Genomic DNA, 25,912 nt, shown 5'->3' with positions numbered 1-25,912 from the left:
GCGCTGGGCTCCGCCTTCCGGCCCCGGCGACCAGCGGCACGACCCCCTCAGTCCTCCGACAGCCACTCCGACCCCTCCGGCCACTCCGGTTCCTCCACCCCTCGCGGTCCCTCCAGCGGCAGCCGCACCGTGAACGTGGTTCCCTCACCGACGACGCTCTCCACCGCCACCGACCCGCCGTGCAGCTCCACCAGGTTGCGCACGATGGCCAGCCCCAGCCCGCTCCCGCCGGTGCGCCGGTTGCGCGACTTGTCCGCCCGCCAGAACCGGTCGAACACGTGCGGCAGGTCCTCCGCCGGGATGCCCACACCGGTGTCGGCCACCTCGACGACCGCCTCCCCGCCCGAGCGGCGCGCCCGCACGGTTACCGTTCCGGGCGCCGGGGTGTGCCGCAGCGCGTTCCCCAGCAGGTTCCCGACCACCTGCACCAGCCGGGTCCGGTCGGCGACGACCACCACGCTCCCGGCCTCATGCCCGGCCTCATGCCCGGCCTCGTCCCCGGCCTCCGCCACCAGCCGCAACCCGGCCCCGGCGGCCCTCAGCCGCTGGCTGTCCACCACCTGCTCCACGAGCGCCCCGGCGTCCACCGGCTCCGGGGACAGCCGCAGCTTGCCCGCGTCCGCCAGCGCCAGGTCCTGGAGGTCGTCGACGATGTCCTGGAGCAGCAGCGTCTCGCCGACCAGCATCCCCATCCGCTCCCGGTCCAGGTCGGCGACCCCGTCCTGGGCCGCCTCCAGCCAGCCGCGCAGGTTGCTCAGCGGCGTCCGCAGTTCGTGCGAGACGTCGCTGACCATCGCCCGGCGCTGCTTCTCCAACCGCTCCAGGTGCTCGGCCATCTCGTTGAACGCGTCCGCCAGCTGGCCCAGCTCGCCGGAGTCGCGCACCTCCACCCGCGAGTCCCCCCGCCCCTCGCGCATCCGCCGCACCGCGTCGGTCAGCGCGCGCACCGGGCGGACGAGCCGCGTGGACACCGCCACGCTCACCACCACCGTCAACACCAGTACCAGCAGCACCACACCGAAGACCCGGCCCAGACCCTCGCCGGTCAGCGGCACGACACCCGACGCCTCCGCCTCGGGATCGTCGGTGAACAGCAGCGCCGCCGGGGCCACGTAGGGGTCCAGCTGCTCGCGCCGGGCGGAGTCCAGGCACCCGGAGGTGCGGGCGTCGAACCGCGGCGGCTGGGGCGCCCCGGACCCCCAACCGCCCATCTCCTCGGGAACCGCCCCCGGGGTCGGGACCTCCTGGGGCACCAGAGGCGGCGACGGCTCCCGCGACGGCGCCGGTTCGTCCTGAGCGGGAGGCGCGCCCGAGCCCCCGGCCGGGTCCCGGACCTCCTCGGAGGGTTCCACGGGCACGGGATTCCCGCCGCCGGGGTCGCCCGGCACCTCTCCGGGAGCGACCGTCTCCTCCCCGGGCGCCGGGAGGTCGCGCGGGGCGCGGGCCTCGTCCGCGAAGCCCCCGGGGGCCGTCGCGGAGCTGACGGAGAACGCCACGGGGACCCCGAGGACCCCGTCCATCCGGTACTCCGCCTCCGCCTCCTCGGGAGTCTCCACGCCCAGGCAGGTCCTGACCAGGCCGTTCAGCTCCTCCAGCGCCTCCCGCTCGCCGTCGGTCGGCTCCTCCAGCGCCTCCAGCCCGCAGTCCAGCCACGCGTACCGGTCCGCCTGGGCCACGGTGACGGCGGGGCGTCCGCTGGGCCCGGCCTCCACCTCCACCGCCATCCCGTACAGGTCGCGCAGGCAGGACGCGGTGTTCTCCGCCCGCTCGGCCAGGTGGAGCCGCTCCCGCTCCGGCAGCGCGAACGGCCCCACCGCGCGGGGGTCGATGCGCCCGGTGACGTCGGAGGCGAGGGTGACGTCCACGGCCAGCGGATCGACCACCGAGGTCGTCCGCGGCGGAAGCGGCCGGACCTCCTCGGCCGAGTCCGCGACCAGCCCGTGGTTCTCGGTGGTCAGGACGATCCGCCGACCCGTGTCCTCGGACAGGTACCGCACCGTCTCGCCCACGCCGTCCCACCCGGGGTGGGCGGCGGCGTAGGCGACGAGCGTGTCGTGGATGCGTGTGTCCACGGCCAGGGTCTCCCCCTGCTGCACGGTGAGCGACTCCGACGTCCTCTGCACCGCCAGCCACGCCGTCGCGAAGATCGAGCAGACCGCCACCAGCACCGAACTCGCCAGCAGGCGCGCCAGCAGGCTGTGCCGCAGCGCGCCCCTACGCCGACCGGCCATCGGCCTTCCCCACGAGCTTGTAGCCCACGCCGTACACGGTGACCAGCCGTACCGGTCTGCGCGGGTCCGGCTCCAGCTTCCGGCGCAGGTTCTTCACGTGCACGTCGATGGTGCGCTCGGTGATGAACCGGCTCATGCCGTGGATGTGCTCCAGCAGCTGGGCGCGCGTCAGGACCCGGCCCGGCTGGGCGGCGAGCGCGGCGAGCAGCTGGAACTCGGCCGGCGTGCACGTGACCGGAGTCCCGTCCACCCGCACCGCGTGGCGCGACGGGTCCACCGAGACCGGGCCCGCGTGCAGCACCCGGTCCGCGTCGGCGGGGTCCCTGCGCGAGCGGCGCAGCAGCGTGCGCACCCGCGCCATCAGCTCACGCGGGCTGTAGGGCTTGGTGACGTAGTCGTCCGCGCCCAGGTCGAGGCCGGTGAGCAGGTCCTCCTCGGTGGAGCGGGCGGTGAGCATCAGCACCGCCACGTCGGACTCCGCCCGCAGGGCCCGGCAGGCGTCGAGGCCGCTCATGACCGGCATCATCACGTCCAGGACGACCAGGTCGGGGCGGTCCCGGTGGTGCGCCGCGACCGCCGCGCGCCCGTCGTGCACGACGCGGACGAAGTGCCCCTCGTGCTCCAGGTAGCGCCGGATCAGGTCGGCCTGGTTGACGTCGTCCTCGGCGACCAGCACATGCGCGCACACGGTGACCTCCGATCGGCTTCCGGCCCGGTCGGGCCTCGGTGCGGCTCGATCGTACGCGTGCGCGCGAGGGCGCCGGGGCGGGCCGGTGGAGCCTCCGCAGGTCACCACACAGGTCCCACACGACGGGCACACGGGTTCTTCACATTCGTCGGCCAGTGTTCGTTGTCGTCCGGAGCGCGAGCACGCCGGACGCCTCCCCGAACGAAGCCGGACGGAAACCCCATGCGCCCAACGATGCCCGCACGCCCCAGCCGGACTCTGACGTCCCTCGCGGCCGCCGCTGTCCTGGTAGCGCTCACGGCCTGCTCGTCCGCCACGGCCGACGAACCGGCGTCGGAGGACGCGCCCGTCGACGCCGCCGGCAACGGCGTCGAGGGCGTGGAGATCGCGACGGTCGTCGGCGACGGGGTCGACGTCCACGCCGAGCCCGGCGGCGAGGAGGTGCTGCACACCCTCGCGAGTCCGAACGACTTCGGGGTGGAGCGCGCGTTCCTCGTCGAGCGCAACGAGGGCGAGTGGCTCCAGGTCCTGCTGCCGGTCCGACCGAACGGCAGCACGGGCTGGGTGAGGAGCGACGACGTGTGGCTGACCTCCACGGCGTACCGCGTGGAGGTCGACACCGGCGACTTCGAGTTCACCGTCTTCGACGGGGACGAGGAGGTGCGCACCGGGGTGATCGGCACGGGGGAGGGCGAGACCCCCACCCCCGAGGGCCGCTACTACTTCACCGAGCTGCTCCAGCCGCCGGACCCGGAGGGGCCCTACGGGGTCTACGCCTTCGGCCTGAGCGGGTTCTCCGAGACGTTGGAGACGTTCGCCGGCGGGCCCGGCCAGCTCGCCGTGCACGGCACCGACGACGAGGACGCCCTGGGCCGCGAGATCAGCCACGGGTGCGTCCGGGTCTCCAACGAGGACATCACCTGGATGGCCGAGAACCTGCCGATCGGCACCCCGGTCGAGATCTCCGGCTGAGGCGACCGGCTCCGGACCGCCGCGCGGGACGGTATCCCGCGCACACGAACCCACACACGAGGACCGACATGCGTCTGAAGAACTACCTGATCGTTGCCGGTTTCGCGGCCGCCGCCCTGTTCGGCGGATCTCCCGTCTGGGCCGACGAATCGTCCGCCCCCGCCCCCGCCCCGGCCGAGTGCGCGGGGCTGCCTGCCGAGGACGGTTCCGCGGCCCCCGCCGAGGACTCCGGTGCCGTGGCCCCCGCCGAGGACTCCGGTGCCGTGGCCCCGTCCGAGGAGCCCGGCGGATGGGCGCCCGGTGAGGGTGCGCCGGGCGAGGAGTCCGGTGCGGGGGTCGAGCCGTGTGAGAGCGCGGTTCCGTCCGAGGAGCCCGCCCCGGCCGAGGATGACGAGGCGGCCGAGCAGGAGCAGCGGGACCGCGAGCGGGAGATCGAGGAGGCCGCGGCTCCGGTCCCCATGCCCGCGGACCCGAACTACACCGGCTGACCAGCTGGTCCACGACCGGTGTCACCCCGTGGCGCGCACGGGGTGACACCGCGTGTACGGGGCCGGTCCCCTCAGCGGGTCCGGTCCCCTCAGCGGGGCCGGTCCCCTCAGGAGGCCCCGGAGCCCTGACCGGCACCGCCCGCCGACGCGGGGAGTTCGACCGACTGCCGGTGCCGGAACACGTTGAGCGGGTCCCACCGCTCCTTCACCCGCTGGAGCCGGGGGTAGGAGTCCTTGTAGTAGAGCTTCGACCAGCGGTCCTTCGAGGTGTTCCAGGCCGGGTCGCCGAGGTCGACGTCCGGGTAGTTGACGTAGCACCCGTCGGTGGCGTCGCCGACCACGGGGACCCCGCCGGTGGAGGCGAACGTCTTGCGGTAGGTGTCGCGGATCCACGCGATGTGCCGGGCCACGTCGGACTCCGGCTCGGTGCGCTTCCAGTAGACCTGGTACTGCACCTTGAGCACGGAGTCGCGCTGGGGCACTGCGGTGTCCACCGGCGGCTGGTTGACGGCCCCGCCGTAGGAGTCGACCTGGATCAGGGCCTCCTTGTTGACGTAGTCGGTGTAGTGCTCCTTGCCCAGGTAGGCCCACATGGCCTCGATCTGCGCCGGGCTGAAGGGCCTGCGCAGGTAGGCCGACTTGTACTTGCCGCACTGGTTCTCGCCGGAGCCGTTGAGCACCTGGGTGGCCGTCAGCCAGGGCAGCTTCCGGGGGGTCTGCATGCCCCGGACCGCGGGGTGCTCCCCCATGGGGGTCGTCATCTGCCCGGACTTCGGTGCGATCCGGCCGTCTACGGCGTCCAGGAACTCCTCCATGGCCCGTCCGCCCTCGGAGTCGTCGGCGTCGACCTGCGCGACGAGGCCGATCTCACCGTTGCTGACGTGGTTGAGCTTGAGCAGCGCGAAGAGCCTGCCGGACGCCTCGTCCGGGTCCTGGTGGTCGCGGAAGTACTCGCCGTACGCCGTGACCAGGGCGGCGAAGTCGTCCTTGGTGAAGTCGGACCACTTCCACGAGAGGCCGCTGAGCAGCACGTTCGACGGGGGTTCGGGCAGGTCGCGGAACCAGAACCGGGTGACGATCCCGAAGTTCCCGCCGCCGCCCCCGGTGTGCGCCCACAGCAGCTCCCGGCGGTCGGGGTCGGGGTCGTCCCGGGTGGCCAGGACGAGTTCGACCGAGCGGTCGGGGCGTACCACCGCCACCTCCACCGCGTACAGGTAGTCCACGGTGAGCCCGTACTGGCGGGAGAGCAGACCGTAGCCGCCCCCGGTGATGTGCCCGCCCACACCCACCGAGTAGCAGGACCCGCCAGGCAGGGCCCTGCCGCTGAGCGGGTACAGGTGGCTGTAGCCGTGCCAGTTGGTGGCGCCCGCCTCCACGCAGTACGCCTCCAGTTCGGGGTCGTAGCCGATCCCGCACATGGGGCTGACGTCCAGGATCACGCGGACGTCGTCGCCGCAGACGAAGTCCTCGTAGCAGTGGCCGCCCGAGCGCACCGTGATCCGCGTGCGGTCCGTGTCCGCCGCCGTCTGGTTGACCGCCTCGGACAGGGCGCGGGCGGCGCCCTCGGGCGTGGCCACCATCCGCACGTAGTCGGGACGGGCGATCCAGCGCTGGTTGAACCCCCGGTTGAGCGCGGGATAGCGCTTGTCGGAGGGCTTGACGGTGGTCAGGGGAGGAATGCCGTGGTCATGGGACATGTGAGCCGCCTGAGCTGCGAGGACGAAGAGACGCCATGTGGTTACCCAGCGTGTTCGGATGCGAAAAGCAACCGACCGCCCTGTGTGGTTACGGACGGTGACGGAGGCCCGTAAGGGGCGGGGCCGGTCGCCGAAAAGGCTTTTGGTGCACATCCGCCCCCGAGCAGGGGCGGAGCCGCAGGAGACCCCTCTGCGGCATCCGAGACCCCGGGTCCTTGAACCCTCATGGAACTCCTTCGGCCTCCCGGCACCGTTCCAGTCCCTCTGGAGCCCCACGGGCGACCGGGAGGGCCCCTCCGGGCCCCGGGCCCCGGGCTCCGGGCCCCGGGCCCGCGCGGCTCGCCGGTCCGCGTCCGGGCCGGGCGCGGGCGGCTGACCTACGCTGGCGCCATGACTGATCTGCCGCAGCGCTGCGACGCCGTGGTCGTGGGGGCGGGCATGGCCGGACTGGTCGCCGCCGCCGACCTCGCCGCCGCCGGGCTCGACGTGACCGTCGTGGAGGCCGGGGAGTCCGTGGGGGGACGCGTCCGCAGCGACGTGCGGGACGGCTACGTGCTCGACCGCGGCTTCCAGATCCTCAACACCGCCTACCCGGCCGTGCGCCGCCGCCTGGACCTGGACGCCCTGCGCCTGCGGTCCTTCCCCAAGGGGATGGCCGTGCGCACCGACCGGGGGCTGCTGCGGCTGCACCCGTCGCCCTCCGGCGCCCTGTCGTCGCTGTCCCTGCTGTCCGGATCGCTCGTCCGCCCCTCCGACCTCTTCCGCCTGCTGCGCGCCGTGGCCGCGGACGCCCTGGAACCGGCCGACCGGATCAAGGCCAGGCCCGAGACCGACACCCTCACCGCGCTGCGCCGCCTCGGCCTGGGCAAACGGGCCGTGAACACCCTGGTGCGCCCCTTCCTGACCGGCGTCTTCCTGGACGAGTCCCTGAGTACGTCCAGCAGGGTCAACGACCTGGTCTGGCGCAGCTTCGCGCGGGGTCGGCTGGCCGTTCCGGAGGCGGGCATCCAGGCCGTCTCCGACCAGCTCGCGGCGCGCGCCGGGAGCGCGCGCTTCCTGCTGGGGACGCCCGCGCACGAGGTGGCGCCGGGGCTGGTGCGCACCGAGGCGGGCACCGTGCGGGCCCGCGCCGTCGTGGTCGCGGTCGGCCCGGGCGCGGCGCCCAGGCTCCTGCCCTCGCTGCCCGCGCCGGTGCTCAACCCCGCCACCACCTACTACCACTCCCGTCCCGCCGGACCCGACGACGACCCGCTCCTGCACGTGGACGGGCGCTCCCGGCGCAGCGGGACCAGGCTGAGCAGCGTCATGGTGCTGACAGCCACCGCCCCGTCCTACGCGCCGCCCGGCCGGGCGCTGATCGCCTCCTCCACGGTGGGCCCCCACCAGCCCCCGGAGGCCGAGGTGCGGGCGGAGGCCGCCGGAATCCTGGGCACGCGCGACGGGGACTGGGAACACCTGGAGACGGTGCACGTGCCCGACGCCCTGCCCGCGGCGCCGCCGCCCCTGGGCGACCTGCGCCGTCCGGTCCGCCTGGAGGAGGGCCTCTACGTCGCGGGCGACCACCGCGACACGCCCTCGCTCCAGGGGGCGCTGGTCAGCGGGGCGCGGGCCGCCGCCGCGGTCCTGGCCGACCTCGACGGGCGGTGAGCCCGACGACGGAGCGGCGCACGGGCCGCTGAGGAACGCCCGCCCGTGGCCGGGCGGGGCGGGACCGGTTCACAGGCGGCTGATCCAGAAGGAGCTGATCGCGTTGTCGGCCCCCGAGCCGACGTAGGACTCGCTGAAGCCGCTGTCGCCGCACTTGCCGCAGTAGTACGCGTCGGCCCCGTAGTTCGCGTGGTGGTACCCCGACACCGTGTTGCAGCCGTTGAACGTGCGGAACGAGCTGACGCGGTCGTTCCAGTCGTCGCCTACGTAGGCGATGCCGTAGCCGTCCCCGTCGCAGCCGCCGAAGTCTCCGCGGACCTGGGTGCTGCCTCCGGCGAAGTCCGGCAGGTCGTACCAGGTCATCAGCAGCGTGTCCGCCGCGGCCTGGTGGGACCTGTCGCGGGACCGGGCGTCGGGGAAGCAGGCGTACGACAGCACGGCGGACTCCTCCTGACCGTGTCGGAGCTCGTCGAGGACGAGGACGCAGTGCTCGTCGTCGACGGTGGCCTGCGCGGGCGAGGAGAGCGGAAGGAGGCACAGGACGGCGGCGGACGCGGCGGTGGTCGCCGCGCGGAGGGCTGTGGAAACGCGCACGGGATTCTCCTTGGATACTGCGGACCTTGCGTGTCCGCGCGGACACTCTCCAGTACTGAGGGGGAGCTGCCAAGGGCCCCGGGGGCCGAAAGCGGGGCCTCGGGGCGGCGCATTCCGACTGGTCAGAGGAACGTGATGTGTGCGGGGGCGCGACGAGTCGGCTCCAACGCACCGATAACCGGCGTCTTCTCCCCCGGTTGCGGCCAGGGGAAAAGGTCCGGCCGATCGCGCCCGGCCCCGGCTCAGGGCAGGTGCACCATCCCGGCGATCCGGCCGGCCGCCTCCCGCACGGCGGCGCCGAAGGGGGCGGGGTCGTCCAGCTCCAGGAGCGAGACGCCGACGCTGGCCACCGGCTCGGAACGCGTCCCGACCACCGCCGCCGACACCCCGGTCACCGCGTTGGTCACCTCGGCGTGGGAGACGGCGTAGCCCCGCTCGCGGGCCAGGGCGACCTCCTCGCGCTCCCCGGGCCGGGGCGGCATGGCCGCGAGCAGCGCCAGCCCGGCCGACCCCTTGTCGATGGGATCGACCCGCCCGGTCCGGAAGGCGATGTGGGCCGTGGCCCCGCGCGGTTCCACCACCATCAGGGCGCGCGCCTCGCCCTCACCCTCGGGAACGACGAGGTGCGCGGTGGCCGCCTGCGACTCGGCCAGCTCGGCCAGGACCGGACCGGCGACCTGGCGCAGGTCCGCCTCCACCGACTCGGCCAGCGCGACCAGTCCGGGCCCCAGGGTGATGCGCTTGAAGGGGCCGCGTTTGCACAGCCGGTGCTCCTCCAGCGTGCGCACCAGTCGGTGGGCGACCGTGCGGTGCACCCCCACCCCCTCGGCGATCTCGGTGAGCGACAGTCCGTGCGGACTGCGGCTGAGCAGCTCCAACACCTCGATCCCGTTGTGCAGGGTCTTGGACGTCCGGGTGTTGGGCCTGTCGGCCGGTGTCTCGGGCATCTGGCTCCTCTCGCACCGCGAAGATACACCTCCCACCTCTTGACGCAGGTGACGTGTGACACATACGTTAAGCCTTAATTGCACACCTAGTGCGATTATCGCACATCAAGGGGGAGGTTATGGACGCATCGCTGGTCACGTGCATCCACCAGCTCTACGCGCGCCAGTCCCACCTGATCGACGGCGGCCACGCCGACGCCTGGGCGCGGACCTTCGCCCCCGACGGCGAGTTCCACTCACCGACCTATCCCGCGCCGGTCGTGGGACGCGACCGCCTGCGGGCCTTCGCCGAGGACTTCGCGCACGCGGCCCGGGAGGCGGGCGAGGTGCGCCGCCACGTGGTCACCAACCTCTTCGTGGAGTCCGCGGACACCACACACGCGCAGGTCAGCGCCTATCTTCAGGTCATCGGCACCCGTGTGACGGGCGACACCGCAATCCTGAGGTTCACCACCGTCAGCGACCGGCTGGTCCACGACGGACAGGACTGGCGCGTCGCGCGCCGGGGCGTCCGGCGCGACGACACCGCCTGAACCCCGACCGCGCCCGACCGGACCCGCACCCGCTGAACCCCGGCCGTGCCCGACCGCACCCGCGCCACCAGACCCGGACCCGCCCCACCAAGGAAAGGCCGCACACCATGACCCAGCACGAGGGCACCGGCCCCGCCCGCGTCGTCCACCGCGTGATGGAGGCCGTCCACCCCGAGATGGCCGGCCGCACCGCGGTCGTCACCGGGGCGGCGCGCGGCATGGGCCGCAGCTTCGCCGCCGCCCTGGCCACCCGCGGCGTCAACGTCGTCGCGGCCGACATCAACGACGTCGACATGAAGCGGGTCGCCGACGAGATCAACCGCGACCTGGCCGACGGCGCCCTGAGCGAGCGGCCCGGCCGGGTCGCCCCCCGCCGCGTCGACGTGGTCGTGCCCGAGCAGCACGACGACCTCGCCCGCGCCGCCGTCGACGAGTTCGGCTCCCTCGACTACTGGGTCAACAACGCCGGTGTCTTCCCGTACGCCACCGTCGGCGAGATCACCGCCGAGCAGATGTCCGCCGTCCTCGACGTCAACGTCCAGGGGGTCCTGCACGGCGCCCAGGCCGCCGCCCGCCTCATGCGGCCCGGCGGCGTCATCGTCAACATGTCCTCGGTGTCGGCGGTGCGCGTGCGCCGGGGCCGCGCCGCCTACTGCGCGTCCAAGGCCGCCGTCGCCCACCTGACCGAGTCCCTCGCCGTCGAACTGGGCGACAAGGGGCTGCGCGTCAACTCCATCGCCCCCGGCTTCATCGACACCGAGATGACGCGCTGGCTCCAGGACGACCCCGAGGCCCTGGCCGCCGCCCTGGACAACGTGCCGCTGCACCGGGTCGGCTCTCCCGAGGAGGTCGTCGGCGTCCTGCTCTTCCTGCTCTCCGACAGCAGCCGCTACGTGACCGGGCACAGCATCGCCGTCGACGGGGGGTCCCGCCATGTCTGAGCACGTCGGCCAGCACGACCACGACGACGAGGAGACCGCCGACGTCGTCGTCATCGGCGGGGGAGGGGCCGGGCTCGCCGCGGCCGTCACCGCCGCCGAGGAGGGCGCACGCGTCCTGCTGTTCGAGTCCGAGTCCGAGCTGGGCGGCTCCACCCAGCTCTCGGCGGGGCTCTTCACCGCCGCCGCGACCAGCGTCCAGCGCGGCGCGGGCGTGGAGGACAGCGCCGAGCGCTTCTACCAGCACTACATGGACCTCAACCAGTGGATGCTCGAACCCGGGCTGGTCCGCGCCTTCTGCGAGAACGCCGGGCCCACCCTGGAATGGCTCATCGGACTGGGCGCCGGATTCCCGGCCCGGACCTCCACCAACGCGCACATGCCCGGCCTGACCCGGGCCGGGGTCGAGGACGTCTGGCGCGCCCACGTCCCCGCCGACCAGGGGCTCGGACTGGTTCAGGTGCTCGCCGCGGCCTGCCGCCGCCTCGGGGTCGAGACCGTGCTCAACACGCGGGTGCGGCACCTGCTGTTCGAGGACGGCCGGGTGAGCGGCGTCGTCGCCGACGGCGTCACCGTCCGCGCGAACGCCGTCGTGGTCGCCACCGGCGGCCTGGCCCGGGACCCCGAACTGCTCAAGGAGTACTACCCGGACGCCCTGGAGGCGGGCGAGCACGCGTTCGTCGTGGCCGCGCCCGGCAGCCGGGGCGACCACATGCGCTTCGCCGAACAGGTGGGCGCCTCCGTGACCGGCGCGGGCTGGGGGCTGCGGCTGCCCACCGTCTACTTCCAGCGCCAGCACCACTGGCAGTCGGGCTTCCCGCCGCTCTCCCGCGTGTACGTCAACGGGGCCGGGCGCCGCTTCATGGACGAGGACGCCTCCTACGCCGTCTCCACCGGCATCATCGACGCTCAGGGCGGCTCCGCCTGGTGCGTGTTCGACGACCGGGCCCGGGCCTCGCTGCCCGCCGGGTACGCGGACTGGACGCCCGAACGCGTCACCGAGGAGGCCGACGCGGGCCGCACCCTGCGCGCCGACACCCTGGAGGAACTGGCCGCCCTCATGGGGGTTCCCGAGGCCGCGCTGCTCACCACGGTGCGGACCTGGAACTCCCAGTTGCCGAACGGGCGGGACCCGGACTTCCTGCGCCACCTGACCCTGCGCGGCAAGGGGGCGCAGACCGACCCCGAGCCCCTGGACACCGCTCCGTACTACGCGGCCCGCGTGCTCCCGGCCGAGATCGTCTGCACGCACGCCGGTCTGGAGATCGACTCCGCCGCAGCCGTGCGCGACCGCACCGGCACCGCGGTCCCCGGGCTCTTCGCCGCGGGCGAGGCGGGCGCCGGTGTCCTCGGCCCCCGCTACGTCGGCGGCGGCAACGCGGTCGCCAACGCCCTCACCATGGGCCGCGTCGCCGGCCGGGGAGCGGCGGGCGCGCGGACCGGACCCGCCCGGCGGGCGCAACCCGTCGCGTGACGGGCGGCGCCACCGGACACGCCCCGGGGCGGATGTCCTGAGGCGCACCCGCCCCGCACCTTCCGCCCCACCGCACCGGACGCTTCACGCGGTCCCCTCGGCGCACGGCTCCCACCGTCCTCACGGTCGACAGCACGCGCCCCGGCCCCCCGCCATCCCCCACGACCAAGGGATCGGGCGGCGCACACACCGATCCGATCCTCTCCCCAGGGAGGCAGCATGTCACTCCACCAGCAGTCGGCGTCCGGGCCAGCACCGGCGCCGGAGGCGGGATTCCAGTCGCGGATGAAGGTCATCCGCGCGGCGGTCATCGGCACCGTCGTCGAGTACTACGACTTCGGCATCTACGGCTACATGGCCACGTTCGTGGCGATGCTCTTCTTCGTCTCGGAGGACCCGACGGCGGCCCTGCTGGGCACGTTCGCCGCGTTCGCCGTCGCGTTCTTCATGCGCGTGCCAGGCGGCATCCTCTTCGGCCACATCGGGGACCGCTACGGGCGCAAGCGGGCCCTGTCCTGGACCATCCTGCTGATGGTCCTGGCCACCGCCGCCATCGGAGTGCTGCCCAACTACTACACGCTCGGCGTCTGGGCGACCGTCCTGCTGGTCCTGTGCCGCTGCGTCCAGGGCTTCGCGGCGGGCGGCGAACTCGGCGGCGCCAACGCCTTCGTGGCCGAGTCCGCCCCGGCCCGCTGGCGGGCCACCCAGACCTCCCTGGTCAACTCGGGCACCTACTTCGGCTCGCTGTTCGCCTCGCTGGTGGCGCTCACCTTCACCACGGTCTTCACCGAGCAGCAGATGCTGGACTGGGCGTGGCGCCTGCCGTTCCTGCTCAGCCTGCCCATCGGCGTCATCGGCCTCTACATCCGCAGCCACCTGGACGACACCCCGCAGTTCAAGCAGCTGGAGGACAAGGGCGAGACCGAGCGCATGCCGATCCGGACCCTGCTGGTCACCAACTGGCGGTCCGTGCTGAAGATCATCGGCCTGGGCGCGGTGATCACCGGCGGCTACTACATCGTCTCGGTGTACGCGGCCACCTACCTCCAGACCACGGCCGGGCACTCCGCCCAGCTGGCCTTCGCCTCGACCTCGGTCGCCATGGTCGTCGGCGCCGCCACGCTGCCGCTCTCGGGCTACCTGGCCGACACCATCGGCCGCAAGAAGGTCATCCTCATCGGCAGCGTCGGGGCCGCGCTCCTGGGCTTCCCGATGTTCATGATGATGTCCGCTGGTCCGGCCTGGGCCGCGATCGTGGGCCAGACGGTGCTGTTCGTGTGCGTCTCGGTCGTCAACGGCGCCTCGTTCGTCACCTACGCCGAGATGCTGAGCGCCTCCACCCGCTACAGCGGGATCGCGCTCGGCAACAACGTCACCAACACGCTCCTGGGCGGCACCGCGCCCTTCGTCGCCACCTGGCTGATCAGCGCCACCGGCCAGCCGCTGGCGCCCGCGGGCTACTTCGTCCTCACCGCCCTGGTGACGCTGGTGGCCGTCCTGTTCGTCACCGAGACCCGCGGCACCGAACTGCCGATCGACTGAGAGGACGAGGGACATGAGGACAGCGGACGCGACGAGCGGCGGAACCGGACACGGACTGGCCGGGCGGGTCGTCCTGGTGACGGGCGCCGCGGGCGGCATGGGCAGGGCCGAGGCCCTGGCACTGGGACGCGAGGGCGCCCGGGTCTGGGTGGCGGACCTGGACGCGGAGCGGGGCGAGGACACGGCCCGGGAGATCGGTGAGCTGGGCGCGACGGCCCGGTTCGCCCGCCTGGACGCCGCCGACCCGGACGACTGGGCGCGCCTGCGCGACCGGATCGCGGACGAGGACGGCGGACGCCTGGACGGGCTGGTCAACAACGCCGGGGTCAGCCACCGCTTCGGGATCGCCGACACCACGGACGAGGACTGGCGTCGCGTGCTCGACGTCAACCTGTCCAGCGTGTTCTACGGAATGCGGTCCATGGCCCCGCTGCTGCGCGCGTCGGGGTCGGCCTCGGTGGTCAACGTGTCCTCCATCGCCGGGATGACCGGCTACTTCTCCGCCTCCTACGGCGCGAGCAAGTGGGGCGTGCGCGGCCTGAGCAAGGTGGGGGCGCTGGAGTTCGCGCCCTGGGGGGTGCGGGTGAACTCCCTGCACCCCGGGCTGGTGGACACCCCGCTGCTGCGCTCGGGGACCGACGACTTCGTCGAGGAGAGCCTGCGCTCGGTGCCCGCGGGCCGGGTGGCCGAACCCGGCGAGGTCGCCGACGTCGTCCTGTTCCTTCTGTCGGAGGCCTCCCGGTACGTGACGGGGGCCGAACTGGTCGTCGACGGCGGCCTGACCTCCGGCGGCCTCTACCACCGGATCACCTCGGGCCTGCGGGACGGGCCCGTCTGAGTGTCCGGACACGGCTCCGGGGAGGCGCCCACCGTCCAGGTGCGCCTCCCCGGTCCCCGGAGCACGCGCGGGCTCCGGTGCCCCCAGGGCTGCCGGAACCGGCGCGGCCCGCGGCGCCTCCGGGGCCGGTCCGCGGCCCGGGACCCGCACGCGCGGGCCCCGGGCCGTAGGGCCGGGTCACCACGCCCGAGCCGTGCCGGTGCCGTCAGGCGGCGGCCCGGTCGGTGACGCTCCGGACCGCCTCGACGGCCAGTCCGGGCTGGTCGACGTGGATGTAATGGCCGCTCTCCTCGGCGGTGCTGAGCCGACTGTCGCCGGAGACCTGGAGCCACTGCTCCTGTCCCTCGGTCCACACGCGCTCCAGTTCGGCGCCGTACTCGGGGATCTCGCCGAGGTACCGGACCCCGTGCTGGACGACCTCGGTCGGGATGTCCCCGGCGGAGCGGACCTCCGCGTCGCTGTCGATGACGATGCCCTCGGGGTTCTCGCCCCCGAACACCGCGAGGTTCTGCTCGCGCACCTCGGCGCCCGGGCCGGTGGCCGACTCGGGGATCACCTCGGTGATGTCGTCGAGCATCGTCGGGGACGTGGCGTCCAGGAGCACCAGGCCCCTGACCCGGTCCTGGTGGTCGGGGGCGTAGCGGGCGGCGATCAGCCCGCCCAGCGAGTGGCCGACCAGGACGACCGGGCCGTCACCGGCGACGTCGTCCAGGACGGCGGTCAGGGTCCGCCCGACGTCGGCGACGCTCTGGGGGCCGGGCGGCTGGTCGCTCCCGCCCTCGCCGAACCGGTCGTAGGAGCAGACCCGGTCCCCCTCGGCCAGGGTCTCCTGGAAATCCGCCATGGTGTCCAGGCCGTCGCCCATCCCGGCCATGAGGACGACGACCGGCCGCTCGTCGGCCGGGGCACCGGAGCAGGAGACGTTCAGGGAACCGCCCTCGACGTCGAGCGTCTTGGTCCCGGTGAACAGCTCCCTGTCCGTCATCACGTCCTCCGCGGCCGACTCCAGGCCGGACTCCACCTCCTCCAGGCCGGCGCCCACGTCCTCCAGGCCGGACCGCACGTCGGAGCACCCGACGAGGCCGGTCCCGGCCACGGCCAGGCACAGTGCGGTCAGGGCGGTCGTCCGGATGGTGCGTGACACCGGGGCCTCCAGCGGGGGAATCGGGACGGGGGTCGTCGAGTGGCGCCGCGGGGCCGGGGAAGAGGGAGTCGAGCCCGCTCCCGCGGACCGGCACTCCGCGACTGGGGAAGAACCTACGGACGCGGCGGCGCCCGGGTCGTCACCTCACGGTGGACACCTGTGTGTGGCTCCTCCGGGGGACGGGCCGGCCGTCTACCGGGGCGGGCCACGCAGCCGACCCGGGGCGGCGCCCGTCCGCCCGCGCCGAGCCGCACACCCCGCCCCTGCGCGGGGCGGTACCCGTTCACCTGCGAAGACGCGCCCCTCCCGGGCCGCGTTGCCGTGTCCGGGGCGCCGGGACGCGCCCCGCTTACCGCCTCCGGAAGACCGCCGACCGCCGCGGACGGGCGCGGGCCGCGCACCGGAGGGGACCGGTGAAGGTCCGCCCCGCGCCCCCGTGTCCCCCGTGCGAGCTACGCGCAGGTGTCCACTCCACGGTGACGACCGCGCACCACCGCCTTCCGTAGCGTTCCGGCCAGACGCGAAACCCCCAACGAAGGAATCCCGATGAGACTTGTCTGGCAGCTCCTGGCCGTCGCCGCGGTCGCCTTCATCGGCGCACAGGGAGTCATGGCGTTCCAGGACGTCCCCTTGGTCGCCCTGGTCCTGGGCCTCCTGGTCGCCGTGGCCTCGGTGTTCGTCTACCGGTGGGTGGTGCGCCGCACCGAGCGCCGCACCGTGACCGAACTGGCCTGGAAGGGCGCCGCCTCCGCCACCAGCTGGGGCACCCTCCTCGGCGTCGGACTGTTCGCCCTGGTCATCGTCAACATCGTCTTCCTCGGCGGCTACCAGGTCAACGGCCTGGGCTCTCCGATGAGCGCCCTGGGACTGGTCGGCTTCATGGCCGCCGTCGCGGTGACCGAGGAACTGATGTGGCGCGGCGTGCTGTTCCGCATCATCGAGGAGCGCACCGGCAGCTGGATCGCCCTCGCCCTGACCGGCCTGGCCTTCGGCCTGGTGCACCTGATCAACCCGCACGCCACCCTGTGGGGCGCCATCGCCATCGCCATCGAGGCCGGCGGCATGCTCACCGCCGCCTACATCGCCACCCGCAGCCTGTGGCTGCCCATCGGCCTGCACTTCGGCTGGAACATCGCCGGATCCGCCATCTTCAGCACCGCGGTCTCGGGCAGCAACACCCCCCAGGGGCTGCTGGACGTCACCATCTCGGGCCCCACGATCATCACCGGCGGCGACTTCGGCCCCGAAGGCAGCATGTACTCCGTGGTGTTCTGCGTCATCGTCACCGTGGTCCTCATGTGGATCGCCCGCCGCCGCGACCGGATCGTCCCCGTCCGCCGGCGCGGCGAGCGCCCCGCCGCCACCACTACACTTCCCCAGTGACCAGTCTCCGGCGGCTCCCCGAACTGTGGCAGCGACTCGATGTCACCCTCCGGGACCTGCCCCTGGGGCTGCTGCTCCTGACCGCCTCGCTCATCCCGTCACTGCACGGGCAGGGGACCGAGTTCGGCGGGGTGGCCGACCGCCCCCTGGACGCCCTGGGCCTGGTCGCGATCGCCCTCCAGTCGCTGCCCTTGGCCGGGCGGCGGCGGTGGCCGATCCTGACCCTGGCCCTGGTGGCGAGCGGCTTCGCCCTCGACCAGCTCAACGGCTACCACCTGTTCGCGGGCACCGCGTTGCCCATCGCGCTGGTGAGCGCCGGCGCCCACGTCCACCGGTACCGGTGGGCCACCGTGCTCGCGGCCTCGGCCGCCTACGTGGTGCTCTCGGTCGGGGTGGACCGGCTCGGAACGGGCGAGACCCCGGCCGGGTACGTGACGTTCTACGGGGCGCTGGCCCTGGCCTGGGGGATCGGGTCGTGGCTGCGCTCCACCCGCCTCGCCGAGGCCGAACGCCGCCGCCTCGTCGCCGAGGCCACCCGCACCGCCGAACGCACCCGCATCGCCCGCGAACTCCACGACGTCGTGACCCACCACGTGACCGCGATGGTCGTGCAGGCCGAGTCGGCGCGCTACCTGACCTCCGCGCCCGACCGGCTCGACCAGACCCTGACCGCGGTCACCGACACCGGCAGGCGGGCCATCACCGACCTGCGCCACCTGCTCGACCTGCTCAACCCCGACCACTCCGCACCCGCGTCCGACGAAGGGCTGCTCACCGTGGTGGAGCAGACGCGCCGGGCCGGGCAGCCGGTGGAGTTCAGCGAGGAGGGCACCCCGGCCTCCTCGCGCGGCAGCGCCGACCTCGTCGCGCACCGCGTCGTGCAGGAGGCCCTGACCAACGCCCTCAAGTACGCGCACGGAAGCCCCACCACCGTGCGGGTGCGCCACCGCCCCGAGGAGATCACCGTGAACGTCAGCACCGACCACGCCGGGCCTCCGGGCGTCTCCCCCGGCGGAAGCGGGCGGGGCCTGGTCGGCCTGCGCGAACGCGTCGAGGTCCTGGGCGGTGTCTTCACCGCGGGCCCGCGCGAGGGCGGGGGATTCGCCGTCCACGCCACCATCCCCGCGCACGCCCCGGTGGGCGACCGGGCATGAGCGCGCCGATCCGGGTCCTGGTCTGCGACGACCAGGTGCTGATCCGCACCGGCCTCGTCACCATCATCGACGCCCAGCCCGACCTGGAGGTCGCCGGTGAGTGCGGGGACGGCGCGGCCGCCGTCGAACTCGCCGAGCGGCTGCGCCCCGACGTGGTGGTGATGGACGTGCGCATGCCCGTGCTCGACGGCATCGAGGCCACCCGGCGCCTGGCCGGGGCCGGGGTGGACCGCCCCGTCAAGGTCCTGGTGGTCACGACGTTCAACCTCGACGAGTACGTCTACGAGGCGCTGCGCGCGGGCGCCAGCGGGTTCCTGCTCAAGGACGCGCCCCCGGCCCAGCTGCTGCACGGCATCCGCACCGTGTCCACCGGCGCGGCGCTGCTGGACCCCGAGGTCACGCGACAGCTGGTGGGCAGGTACGCCGCCCGGATCCGGCCCCCCGACGCCGCCGCGGCCGACGCCCGGCTGACCCCCCGCGAGCTGGAGGTCCTGCGTTTGATCGCCAACGGTCTGTCCAACGGCGAGATCGCCGCGAGCCTGTTCATCAGCCAGGAGACCGTGAAGACCTTCGTCTCGCGCATCCTCACCAAACTCGACCTGCGCGACCGCGTCCAGGCCGTGGTCTACGCCTACCGGCAGGGGCTGGTGACCTGACCCCCGCGCGGGGCGCACGCCGTTCGCCGGGCACGGGCTTGACCTTGACACGGTGACAGGGTCTTCACTCGGGTGCAGGAGGTGGTTCCGATCAACACGGCCAACACGACCCCGAAGAGCGCCCGCGTCGCCGGCGCCCTGTCCGCCCGGAACACGTCGGTCCGGCTCCAGGCCGCCCTGGCGGCCGGGTCCGACCCCGACCCCTCGCTGCTGGAGCCGCTCGTCGAACGGTGCGCGGTCGAGCCCGACTTCTTCGTACGGGACATGCTGTCCTGGGCGCTGACCCGCCTCCCGCCGGAGACCGTCCTGCCGCGGATCCGCCGGGAGCTCGTCTCCGAGCGCGTCCAGGCCCGCGCCCAGGCGTTGCACCTGCTCTCCAAGATCGGTGACGGGAGCACGCGGGCCTGGATCACCCGCGACATGCTGCGCGACGCCAACGACCGGGTCGCGCGGACCGCGTGGCGCGTCGCGGTCGCCCTCGCACCCGAGGACGATGAGGAGAGGAGGGGCCTGGCCGGTGAACTGGTCCGCCAACTCGGCCGCGGCGACCGGGATGTGCGGCTGAGCCTGAGCCGGGCCCTCGTCGACCTCGGCGACGTGGTCGCGCCCGCCCTGGAGAGGGCGGCGGAGGACCCCGACCCGGAGGTGGCGGCGCACGCCCGTGCCACCGAGCTGCTCCGACGGGACCCGGAGAGCGGTTTCGACGCCGCCGTCGAGGAGGCCGGACGCGTGGTCGCACTCGGCCCGGAACGGGCCGCCGCTGCCGCCGCCGCGGTCGCGTCGGCGGACACCGGGGCGCCGGAGGCCTCCGGGGCGCCGGAGGCCTCCGGGACGGCGGGGGCATCCGAGACGGCGGTGGCCGCCGAGGACACGGAGGACGCGGATTGCTGATCGGTGACGTCGCCCGCCGCTCCGGGGTGAGCACCCGCATGCTCCGCCACTACGACGCCCTGGGGCTGGTACGGCCGACGGGCCGCACCGCCGGCGGCTACCGCGAGTACTCCGACGAGGACGTCCGCAGGATCTTCCAGGTGGAGAGCCTGCGGACCCTCGGGCTCTCGCTCAAGCAGATCGGGCGAGCGCTGGAGGACCCGGCCTTCACCCCGTCCGCCCTGGTGGGCGACCTCATCCGGTGGACGCGGGAGCGCCTGACCCGGGAACGGGAACTGCTCCGGCGGCTCCGCGCGATCGACGCGTCGGAGCCCGCCGACTGGCAGGACGTCCTGGGCGTCGTCGAGCTCATGCGGGGGCTCGACGCGACCAGCGCCGCGCGCAGGCAGCAGGCCGTCCTGTCCCGGCCGGGGGACGCGTCGGTTTCCGCCGAACTGCTGGCCGGGGCGGTCCTGAGCGAAGCCGACCCCCACGTCGCGGGCGCCCTGCGCTGGGCGCTCGCCCGCTCGGACGGCGACGTCCCGGCGACCCTGGCAGCCGGTGCGCGGTCGCAGGACACCGACGTCCGGCGGCGTGCGGTGCTGGCGATCGCCGGGATGCCCGGGTCCCCGGGCGCGGCCGCGGTGCTCGCGGACGCCCTCGGGGACCCGGACCCCGTGGTGGGCGGGCACGCCGCCCTGGCCCTGGCCGGGCACGGCGAGGCCGCGGCCGTGCCCGCGCTGGTCGGCATGGTGGTCGACGGCCGCAGGGACGTGGAGGCGGCGGAGGCGCTGGGAGGGCTGTCCCGGGACCCCGCGTGCGCGGACCGGATCACGGCCGCCCTGACCGATGAGCTCGCCGCACCCGGCGCGGACTCCGCGACACGGATCCGTCTCGTCCAGGCGCTGGTCGAGATCGGGGGAACCGCCGTACGCGGGATCCTGGACCGGCTGGCCGGGGACGGGGACCGCTCCGTCGCCCTCGTCGCCTCGGCCCTGGCCGGGACGCTCCGGGATTGCTCCTCCGGGGAGGCACGGTCCTTCGGGCAGGGGGAGGACCGGGCCGACGAGGGCCCCTGAGAGCGCGCCGCCGGGGCACCGGCGCGTCCGGTTCCGGGCGCGCTCCGCCGGAACCGGACGCACCGCTCACCGGAACGCGGCGGGAAGGGTCATCAGGTCGATCCCCCACAGCGGCGGAAGCAGGAACAGCGTCCCCGCGACCACGAGGGCGAGGGCGATGAGGTTCAGCCAGAACCCGCTCCTGACCATCTCCATGATCGTCACCCTGCCGGTGCCGAACATGATCGCGTTCGGAGGGGTGCCCACCGGGAGCATGAACGCGCAGTTCGCGGCCATCGCACAGGGGACCATCAGCGCGTACGGGTGGATGTTCAGGGAGACCGCGAGGGCCGCCATGACCGGGAGGATCATCGTCGCCGTCGCGGCGTTCGAGGTGATCTCCGTCAGGAACAGCACGAGCGCGGTGGCGATGACGATGGTCAGGATCACGTCGACCCCGTCGAGCACGCGCAGCTGCTCGCCGATCCACGCGGAGAGGCCGGTGTCCACGAACCCCGCGGCGATGGCCAGCCCGCCGCCGAACAGCAGGAGGATCCCCCAGGGGATCTTCTTGGAGTCCTCCCACCGGAGGATCCTCGGCTCCCCGGCGCCGCGGGTCGGCAGCGTGAACAGGACCACGGTGGCGACGATCGCGATGACCCCGTCGCTGATCCCCGGGAGGAGGCCCTCCCACAGGAACGACCGGGTCACCCACATGAACGCCGTGCCGAGGAAGACGCAGAGGACGAGCTTCTCCTCGGTGGACATCCGGCCGAGGGACCTCCTCTCCTCCCGGATGATCTCCCTGCCGCCGGGAAGCTGCTTGAAGCGGACCCTGAGCTTGACGCCCGTCAGGTAGAACCACGCGAGCACGAGGAGGACGACGGCGATCGGGACCCCGAAGAGCATCCACCCGCCGAACGAGACGCTCTCGCCGAAGAGCTCCCCGGAGGTCGCCGCGAGGACGGCCAGCGGCGGTGTCCCGATGAGCGTGCCGAGACCGCCGATGGTGGCCGCGTAGCCGATGCCGAAGACCACGGACTTCTCGAACCTGGGCAGGTCGTCGGCGAACTCCCCGCCCCGCAGCGAACGGGACGCCTGGTAGACGACCGCCAGCCCGACGGGGATCATCATCATCGTGGCGGCCGTGTTGGAGACCCACATCGACAGGAAGCCCGTCGCGACCATGAAGCCGAGGACGATGCGGCGCGGGCTCGTGCCGATCGCCGCGACGATCGAGAGGGCGATGCGCTGGTGGAGGTTCCACTTCTCCATCGCGATCGCGAGAGAGAAACCGCCGAGGAACAGGAAGATGATGTCGTTGCCGTACGCCGCGACCACGGCGTCGCCCTCCAGCGCGCCGGTCAGCGGCAGGAGCGCGACCGGGAGCAGGGACGTGACCGGGATGGGTATCGCCTCGGTGATCCACCAGGTCGCGACCCAGAGGGTGGTGGCGAGCACCGCCCGCCCCGCCGAGGAGAGCCCCTCGGGTTCGAAGAACACGAGCGTCAGCACGAACAGCAGCGGACCGAGCACCAGCCCGGTGACGCGCGCGGGCGTGTAGCCGGGGCCGGGCCCGCCGGACTCCGCGTCCGGTTCCGCGGCCCCGGGGCCCTCATGGGCGGCGGCGGGCCCGTCGCCGGAGGACACCGGCTCGGCCCGGCGCGACCTCCCGCGTCCGGAGAACGTCAGGAGCCCTTTGATCTCCCTGTGCGACGCCCACAGGCTCTCCCACAGGGGGTACGGGTAAGAGGTTGCCATCACTGCACCTTCTTCTGGCCCCTCGCCCGGCGCGGAGCGCGGCGGGGGACCGGTTCGGGGGGTACGCGGGTCGGTATCGGCCGGGGAACGGGGCCGTGGGGACTCCGCGAGGTAAACAGGGGACCGTCTCCGGTCGGGGCAGCGGCTCTGTCGGCGGCGCCCGTGGCCCGGACGGCCGTTCGCGCCGCCTCGGAGCGGTCGTGTGCGGGGGCGGCGGCTCCCGGGTCCGCGACCGCCGCGGGAGCCGCCCTTCCCGGGCGGTCAGCCGTGCAGGCCCCGCAGGACCTCGTAGAACTCAGCCTTGCCTTCGAGCCCGATGCCCGGGAGGTCGCCCGGCGCCACACGGCCGCGGGTGACCACCGCGTCGTCGGCGAAGCCGCCCGTGGGCTGGAACTCCCCGGGGTAGGACTCGTTGCCGCCGAGCTTGAGGGCGGCGGCGATGTGCAGCGAGAACTGGTGCCCGCCGTGCGGGATGCACCGGCGGGAGGACCAGCCGTGCCGGGCGAGCATGTCCAGGACCCGGCGGTACTCCGTCAGCCCGTAGCTCAGCGCCGGGTCGACCTGGACGAAGTCGCGGTCCGGGCGCATCCCGCCGTAGCGGATCAGGTTCCGGGCGTCCTGGAGGGAGAACAGGTTCTCGCCGGTCGCGATGGGGTTGCGGTAGTCCTCCGACAGCGTCGCGTTCAGGGCGTAGTCCAGCGGGTCGCCGACCTCCTCGTACCAGAAGAGGCCGTACCGGTCGATGGCCCGGCCGTACTCCAGCGCGGTCCGCAGGTCGAACTTGCCGTTGACGTCCACCATCAGCCGGGACCCGTCGCCGCCCAGGACGTCGATGACCGCCTCGATGCGCCTGAGGTCCTCGGCCAGGTCGGCGCCGCCGATCTTCATCTTGACGACCTCGTACCCGGCGTCGAGGAAGCCCCGCATCTCGTCCCGGAGGTCCTCCAGGGTCTTGCCGGGCGCGTAGTAGCCTCCGGCGGCGTAGACGAAGACGTCCTCGTCCGGCTCGCCGTCGCCGTAGTGGTCGGAGATCCACCGGTACAGCGGCACACCCGCGGCCTTGGCGGCGAGGTCGTGCAGCGCCATGTCCGCCACGCCGACGGCGACGGAGCGTTCGCCGTGCCCGCCCGGCTTCTCGTTGCGCATCATGACGTCCCACGCCCCGGCGGGCGAGAGTTCGCCGTTCCCGTCCAGCAGTTCCTCCGGGGCGGCCTCGCGCAGCCGCGGCAGCATCCGCTCGTTCAGGATGGCCGTGGCGCTGTACCGGCCGTTGGAGTTGAAGCCGTAGCCCACCAGGGGTTCGCCGTCGACCACCACGTCGCTGACCAGCGCCAGGACCGTGCAGTCCATCTTGCTGAAGTCGATGTACGCGTTGCGCATCGACGAGCTGATGGGGATGGTGCCGACGTGGGCGGAAACGATTCGCATGGGTCTCTTCCTGCCGAACTTGATCTTATAAGTCACTTATAAGTTATGCGGAGCCTATACTGGCCGAGACGGAGGTCACAAGACCGTGAGCGGGATTTTGGTGAGAGAGGTCACGATGACCGGGGCGAACGTCTTCTCCAGCAAGGGCGGGCTGGCCTACACGGAGCTGCGCCGCCGCATCACCTCCGGTGAGCTCGCCCCGGGCTCACGCCTGCCGCAGTACGAACTGGCGGAGGAGATGGGGATGAGCATCACGCCCCTGCGCGAGGCCGTCAGGCGACTGGCCAGCGAGGACTGGGTCGTGATGGACACCCACCGGGACGTGCGCGTGGCGCCCATGAGCGCCTCCGAGGCGCGCGAGCTGCTGGAGGCCCGCTTCTCGCTGGAGCCCTCCGCCACCGAACTCGCCGCGCTGCGCCGCACCGAACGCGACATCGCCGCGATGAGGGAGGCCGCCGACCGGCTCCTGCCGGTCACCCGCACCTGGGGGGAGGAGGCCATCGCGGCGCACCGGGCCCTGCACCGGTCGATCTACGCCGCTTCGCACAACAGCGTGATGACCAGGCTCCTGGACGACCTGTGGGACAAGGCCGACCGGTACCGGCGGATCGGCCTGGAGCTGCCCGCGGGCGCCGAACCGCGCACCCTCGACCTCAACCAGCACCACGAGATCCTGGAACTCGTCGTCGTCGGCGACGGCGCCGCCGCGGCCGGACTGGTGCGCTCCCACATCCGCAACAGCCTCGGAGCCGTGGTCACGGACACCCTCGAAGGCAGGGAGCGCGCCTACCACCCCATCGCCGAGCGCTCGTTCTGAGACCGCCCGGGGCGTCCGCCCCGCAGCGGTGCCCCGCGCCCCGCCGGCACCCGTGCCGCCCGCGCGGTCCAGCGGCCGGGGCGGCCGGATCTCCTCGGGTCCGGGGCCGGTGTCTCAGCCGCGGGCGAGGGCGCGCAGTTCCTCCAGACTCGCGGCACGGGACTCGGGGGCGTCGGCGTCCACCCGTCCCCCTTGGGGATCGTCGACCCTCCCGGCGCAGGACCGGAGCGCCTCCAGCGCGGACAACCCCTCACCGCGCAGGCGCACGTGCTCCATCGTCCACCAGCCGCGGGCGGCGTTGCCCGCCGTGTCGGGCGGCAGGAGGGGCTGGAAGTCGCCGGCCTCCTCGGTCTCGGAGGCCCACAGGTACCCGATGAGACCGCCGTCCCGGTGCACGGGGAGGTACAGCACGGGGCCCGCGGTGGTCGGGACGTAGGAGCGGCCGACCAGTACCGGGGCCAGCGCCTCGTCGTTCCACCGGTCGAACGACCCCTGCCCCGCGCCCGGTGCACGGGCCGGGCTCCCGGCGCCGTCGGCCCCGCGGGACGGGTCGGGGTCCGCTCCGCCCCGGCCCGTGCGGTATCCGTCCTCGGGTGAGCGCTCATCGTCCATGGCCGTCCCCACTTCCTCTCGTCTCCGACTGCCACTGCGGTACCGGGTGTCCTGCCCGGATCAGGGGGGAGGGATCCCGTCCGGGCGATCGGCGTGCTCGGGCACGCTCCCCGGCGGGACCGCCCCGGCCCGGTCGTCCTGAGGGGCCCCGGTCCAGCGTGCCAGCGCGCCGAGGGCGTCCAGCCCCTGGGCCCGGGCCAGGATCAGACGGCGCACCCAGGCGCCCTTGGCGTTCAGACCCGCCGGACCGGGCACGGGAAGGAACCCCGCGGCGGCCCCGTCCCGCGAGGCCCAGAGGCGGCCCAGCACGCTCCCGTCCTCCCTCAGCACCGGGACGTGCAGCACCGGCCCGTCGGTGTCGGCGGCGAACCGGGGCTCGGCGCCCGTGAACTCCGGGCGGAACTCGTCCCGCGCGGCCCGCTCCTCGTCGGTCATCCCTC

Annotated in this window: 24 protein-coding genes; 14 read left to right on the top strand and 10 right to left on the bottom strand. The window is 73.6% G+C overall.

Annotated features, from left to right (window positions below; translation table 11 throughout):
- Positions 1 to 47: 47 nt before the first annotated feature.
- Together PV789_RS28640 and PV789_RS28635 are read right to left on the bottom strand one after the other, a co-directional pair.
- Positions 48 to 2,231: an ATP-binding protein gene (locus tag PV789_RS28640; RefSeq protein WP_274975407.1), complete on the bottom strand. Its 2,184-nt coding sequence runs from the start codon at positions 2,229 to 2,231 to the stop codon at positions 48 to 50.
- Complete coding sequence (locus PV789_RS28635; RefSeq protein WP_274975406.1) at positions 2,215 to 2,919, bottom strand: response regulator transcription factor; 705 nt, start codon at positions 2,917 to 2,919, stop codon at positions 2,215 to 2,217. Before PV789_RS28635 ends, PV789_RS28640 begins: the two co-directional genes overlap by 17 nt.
- A gap of 222 nt (positions 2,920 to 3,141) precedes the next feature.
- On the opposite strand from PV789_RS28635, the gene PV789_RS28630 reads away from it, so the two are divergent.
- Both PV789_RS28630 and PV789_RS28625 read left to right on the top strand, forming a co-directional pair.
- Positions 3,142 to 3,891, top strand: coding sequence for a L,D-transpeptidase (locus PV789_RS28630; protein WP_274975405.1), 750 nt, complete (start codon positions 3,142 to 3,144; stop codon positions 3,889 to 3,891).
- A gap of 68 nt (positions 3,892 to 3,959) precedes the next feature.
- Positions 3,960 to 4,379: a hypothetical protein gene (locus tag PV789_RS28625; protein ID WP_274975404.1), complete on the top strand. Its 420-nt coding sequence runs from the start codon at positions 3,960 to 3,962 to the stop codon at positions 4,377 to 4,379.
- 107 nt (positions 4,380 to 4,486) lie between these two features.
- Here the strand turns inward: PV789_RS28625 and PV789_RS28620 are convergent, their stop codons facing one another.
- Positions 4,487 to 6,076: an FAD-binding oxidoreductase gene (locus PV789_RS28620; protein WP_274975403.1), complete on the bottom strand. Its 1,590-nt coding sequence runs from the start codon at positions 6,074 to 6,076 to the stop codon at positions 4,487 to 4,489.
- A gap of 390 nt (positions 6,077 to 6,466) precedes the next feature.
- On the opposite strand from PV789_RS28620, the gene PV789_RS28615 reads away from it, so the two are divergent.
- Complete coding sequence (locus tag PV789_RS28615) at positions 6,467 to 7,723, top strand: FAD-dependent oxidoreductase (protein ID WP_274975402.1); 1,257 nt, start codon at positions 6,467 to 6,469, stop codon at positions 7,721 to 7,723.
- Between the two features lie 69 nt (positions 7,724 to 7,792).
- On the opposite strand, the gene PV789_RS28610 is transcribed toward PV789_RS28615, so the two are convergent.
- Both PV789_RS28610 and PV789_RS28605 read right to left on the bottom strand, forming a co-directional pair.
- A complete protein-coding gene (locus PV789_RS28610) occupies positions 7,793 to 8,317 on the bottom strand; it encodes a hypothetical protein (RefSeq protein WP_274975401.1) in 525 nt (174 codons plus the stop codon).
- 242 nt (positions 8,318 to 8,559) lie between these two features.
- Positions 8,560 to 9,264 (bottom strand): IclR family transcriptional regulator, encoded by a 705-nt coding sequence (locus PV789_RS28605; RefSeq protein ID WP_274975400.1) that lies wholly within the window; start codon positions 9,262 to 9,264, stop codon positions 8,560 to 8,562.
- Positions 9,265 to 9,383: 119 nt separating this feature from the next.
- Between PV789_RS28605 and PV789_RS28600 the strand changes: the two genes are divergently transcribed.
- The 5 genes from PV789_RS28600 to PV789_RS28580 all read left to right on the top strand — a co-directional run bounded on the left by PV789_RS28600 (position 9,384) and on the right by PV789_RS28580 (position 14,589).
- The gene (locus PV789_RS28600) at positions 9,384 to 9,797 is read left to right on the top strand and encodes a nuclear transport factor 2 family protein (RefSeq protein WP_274975399.1); all 414 of its coding nucleotides are present in this window, start codon (positions 9,384 to 9,386) and stop codon (positions 9,795 to 9,797) included.
- 107 nt (positions 9,798 to 9,904) lie between these two features.
- Positions 9,905 to 10,738 carry an SDR family NAD(P)-dependent oxidoreductase gene (locus PV789_RS28595; protein WP_274975398.1) on the top strand — a complete coding sequence of 278 codons (834 nt, stop codon included), beginning with the start codon at positions 9,905 to 9,907 and terminating at the stop codon, positions 10,736 to 10,738.
- Positions 10,731 to 12,209 carry an FAD-dependent oxidoreductase gene (locus PV789_RS28590; RefSeq protein WP_274975397.1) on the top strand — a complete coding sequence of 493 codons (1,479 nt, stop codon included), beginning with the start codon at positions 10,731 to 10,733 and terminating at the stop codon, positions 12,207 to 12,209. The genes PV789_RS28595 and PV789_RS28590 overlap by 8 nt, the downstream gene beginning before the upstream one ends.
- Before the next feature lie 219 nt (positions 12,210 to 12,428).
- Positions 12,429 to 13,751 (top strand): MFS transporter, encoded by a 1,323-nt coding sequence (locus PV789_RS28585; RefSeq protein ID WP_274975396.1) that lies wholly within the window; start codon positions 12,429 to 12,431, stop codon positions 13,749 to 13,751.
- A 13-nt stretch (positions 13,752 to 13,764) separates the two neighbouring features.
- Positions 13,765 to 14,589 (top strand): SDR family NAD(P)-dependent oxidoreductase, encoded by an 825-nt coding sequence (locus tag PV789_RS28580; protein ID WP_274975395.1) that lies wholly within the window; start codon positions 13,765 to 13,767, stop codon positions 14,587 to 14,589.
- A gap of 205 nt (positions 14,590 to 14,794) precedes the next feature.
- On the opposite strand, the gene PV789_RS28575 is transcribed toward PV789_RS28580, so the two are convergent.
- Positions 14,795 to 15,733 carry an alpha/beta fold hydrolase gene (locus tag PV789_RS28575; RefSeq protein ID WP_274975394.1) on the bottom strand — a complete coding sequence of 313 codons (939 nt, stop codon included), beginning with the start codon at positions 15,731 to 15,733 and terminating at the stop codon, positions 14,795 to 14,797.
- Between the two features lie 546 nt (positions 15,734 to 16,279).
- Here PV789_RS28575 and PV789_RS28570 point away from each other — a divergent pair.
- The 5 genes from PV789_RS28570 (at position 16,280) to PV789_RS28550 (ending at position 20,875) form a co-directional block, all read left to right on the top strand.
- Complete coding sequence (locus tag PV789_RS28570) at positions 16,280 to 17,116, top strand: CPBP family intramembrane glutamic endopeptidase (RefSeq protein ID WP_274975393.1); 837 nt, start codon at positions 16,280 to 16,282, stop codon at positions 17,114 to 17,116.
- Complete coding sequence (locus PV789_RS28565) at positions 17,113 to 18,270, top strand: sensor histidine kinase (RefSeq protein ID WP_274975392.1); 1,158 nt, start codon at positions 17,113 to 17,115, stop codon at positions 18,268 to 18,270. The genes PV789_RS28570 and PV789_RS28565 overlap by 4 nt, the downstream gene beginning before the upstream one ends.
- The gene (locus tag PV789_RS28560; protein ID WP_013155645.1) at positions 18,267 to 18,926 is read left to right on the top strand and encodes a response regulator; all 660 of its coding nucleotides are present in this window, start codon (positions 18,267 to 18,269) and stop codon (positions 18,924 to 18,926) included. Before PV789_RS28565 ends, PV789_RS28560 begins: the two co-directional genes overlap by 4 nt.
- Positions 18,927 to 18,998: 72 nt before the next feature.
- A complete protein-coding gene (locus PV789_RS28555; protein WP_274975391.1) occupies positions 18,999 to 19,817 on the top strand; it encodes a HEAT repeat domain-containing protein in 819 nt (272 codons plus the stop codon).
- Entirely contained in the window at positions 19,811 to 20,875 is a 1,065-nt protein-coding gene (locus PV789_RS28550; RefSeq protein ID WP_274975390.1) for a MerR family transcriptional regulator, read from the top strand. Before PV789_RS28555 ends, PV789_RS28550 begins: the two co-directional genes overlap by 7 nt.
- Before the next feature lie 66 nt (positions 20,876 to 20,941).
- Here the strand turns inward: PV789_RS28550 and PV789_RS28545 are convergent, their stop codons facing one another.
- Complete coding sequence (locus tag PV789_RS28545) at positions 20,942 to 22,615, bottom strand: SLC13 family permease (RefSeq protein WP_274975389.1); 1,674 nt, start codon at positions 22,613 to 22,615, stop codon at positions 20,942 to 20,944.
- Positions 22,616 to 22,876: 261 nt separating this feature from the next.
- Positions 22,877 to 24,043, bottom strand: a complete 1,167-nt coding sequence (locus PV789_RS28540; RefSeq protein ID WP_274975388.1) for an enolase C-terminal domain-like protein — start codon at positions 24,041 to 24,043, stop codon at positions 22,877 to 22,879.
- Positions 24,044 to 24,158: 115 nt separating this feature from the next.
- Between PV789_RS28540 and PV789_RS28535 the strand changes: the two genes are divergently transcribed.
- On the top strand, positions 24,159 to 24,860 hold the full coding sequence (locus PV789_RS28535; RefSeq protein ID WP_274975387.1) for a GntR family transcriptional regulator: 702 nt from the start codon (positions 24,159 to 24,161) through the stop codon (positions 24,858 to 24,860).
- A gap of 114 nt (positions 24,861 to 24,974) precedes the next feature.
- Here the strand turns inward: PV789_RS28535 and PV789_RS28530 are convergent, their stop codons facing one another.
- A complete protein-coding gene (locus PV789_RS28530) occupies positions 24,975 to 25,472 on the bottom strand; it encodes a hypothetical protein (RefSeq protein WP_274975386.1) in 498 nt (165 codons plus the stop codon).
- A gap of 60 nt (positions 25,473 to 25,532) precedes the next feature.
- The gene (locus tag PV789_RS28525) at positions 25,533 to 25,907 is read right to left on the bottom strand and encodes a hypothetical protein (RefSeq protein ID WP_274975385.1); all 375 of its coding nucleotides are present in this window, start codon (positions 25,905 to 25,907) and stop codon (positions 25,533 to 25,535) included.
- Positions 25,908 to 25,912: the final 5 nt, after the last annotated feature.

This window comes from Nocardiopsis camelliae, assembly GCF_028993595.1.
GTDB lineage: Bacteria > Actinomycetota > Actinomycetes > Streptosporangiales > Streptosporangiaceae > Nocardiopsis > Nocardiopsis dassonvillei.
This window is presented reverse-complemented; position numbering and strand designations above follow the sequence as displayed.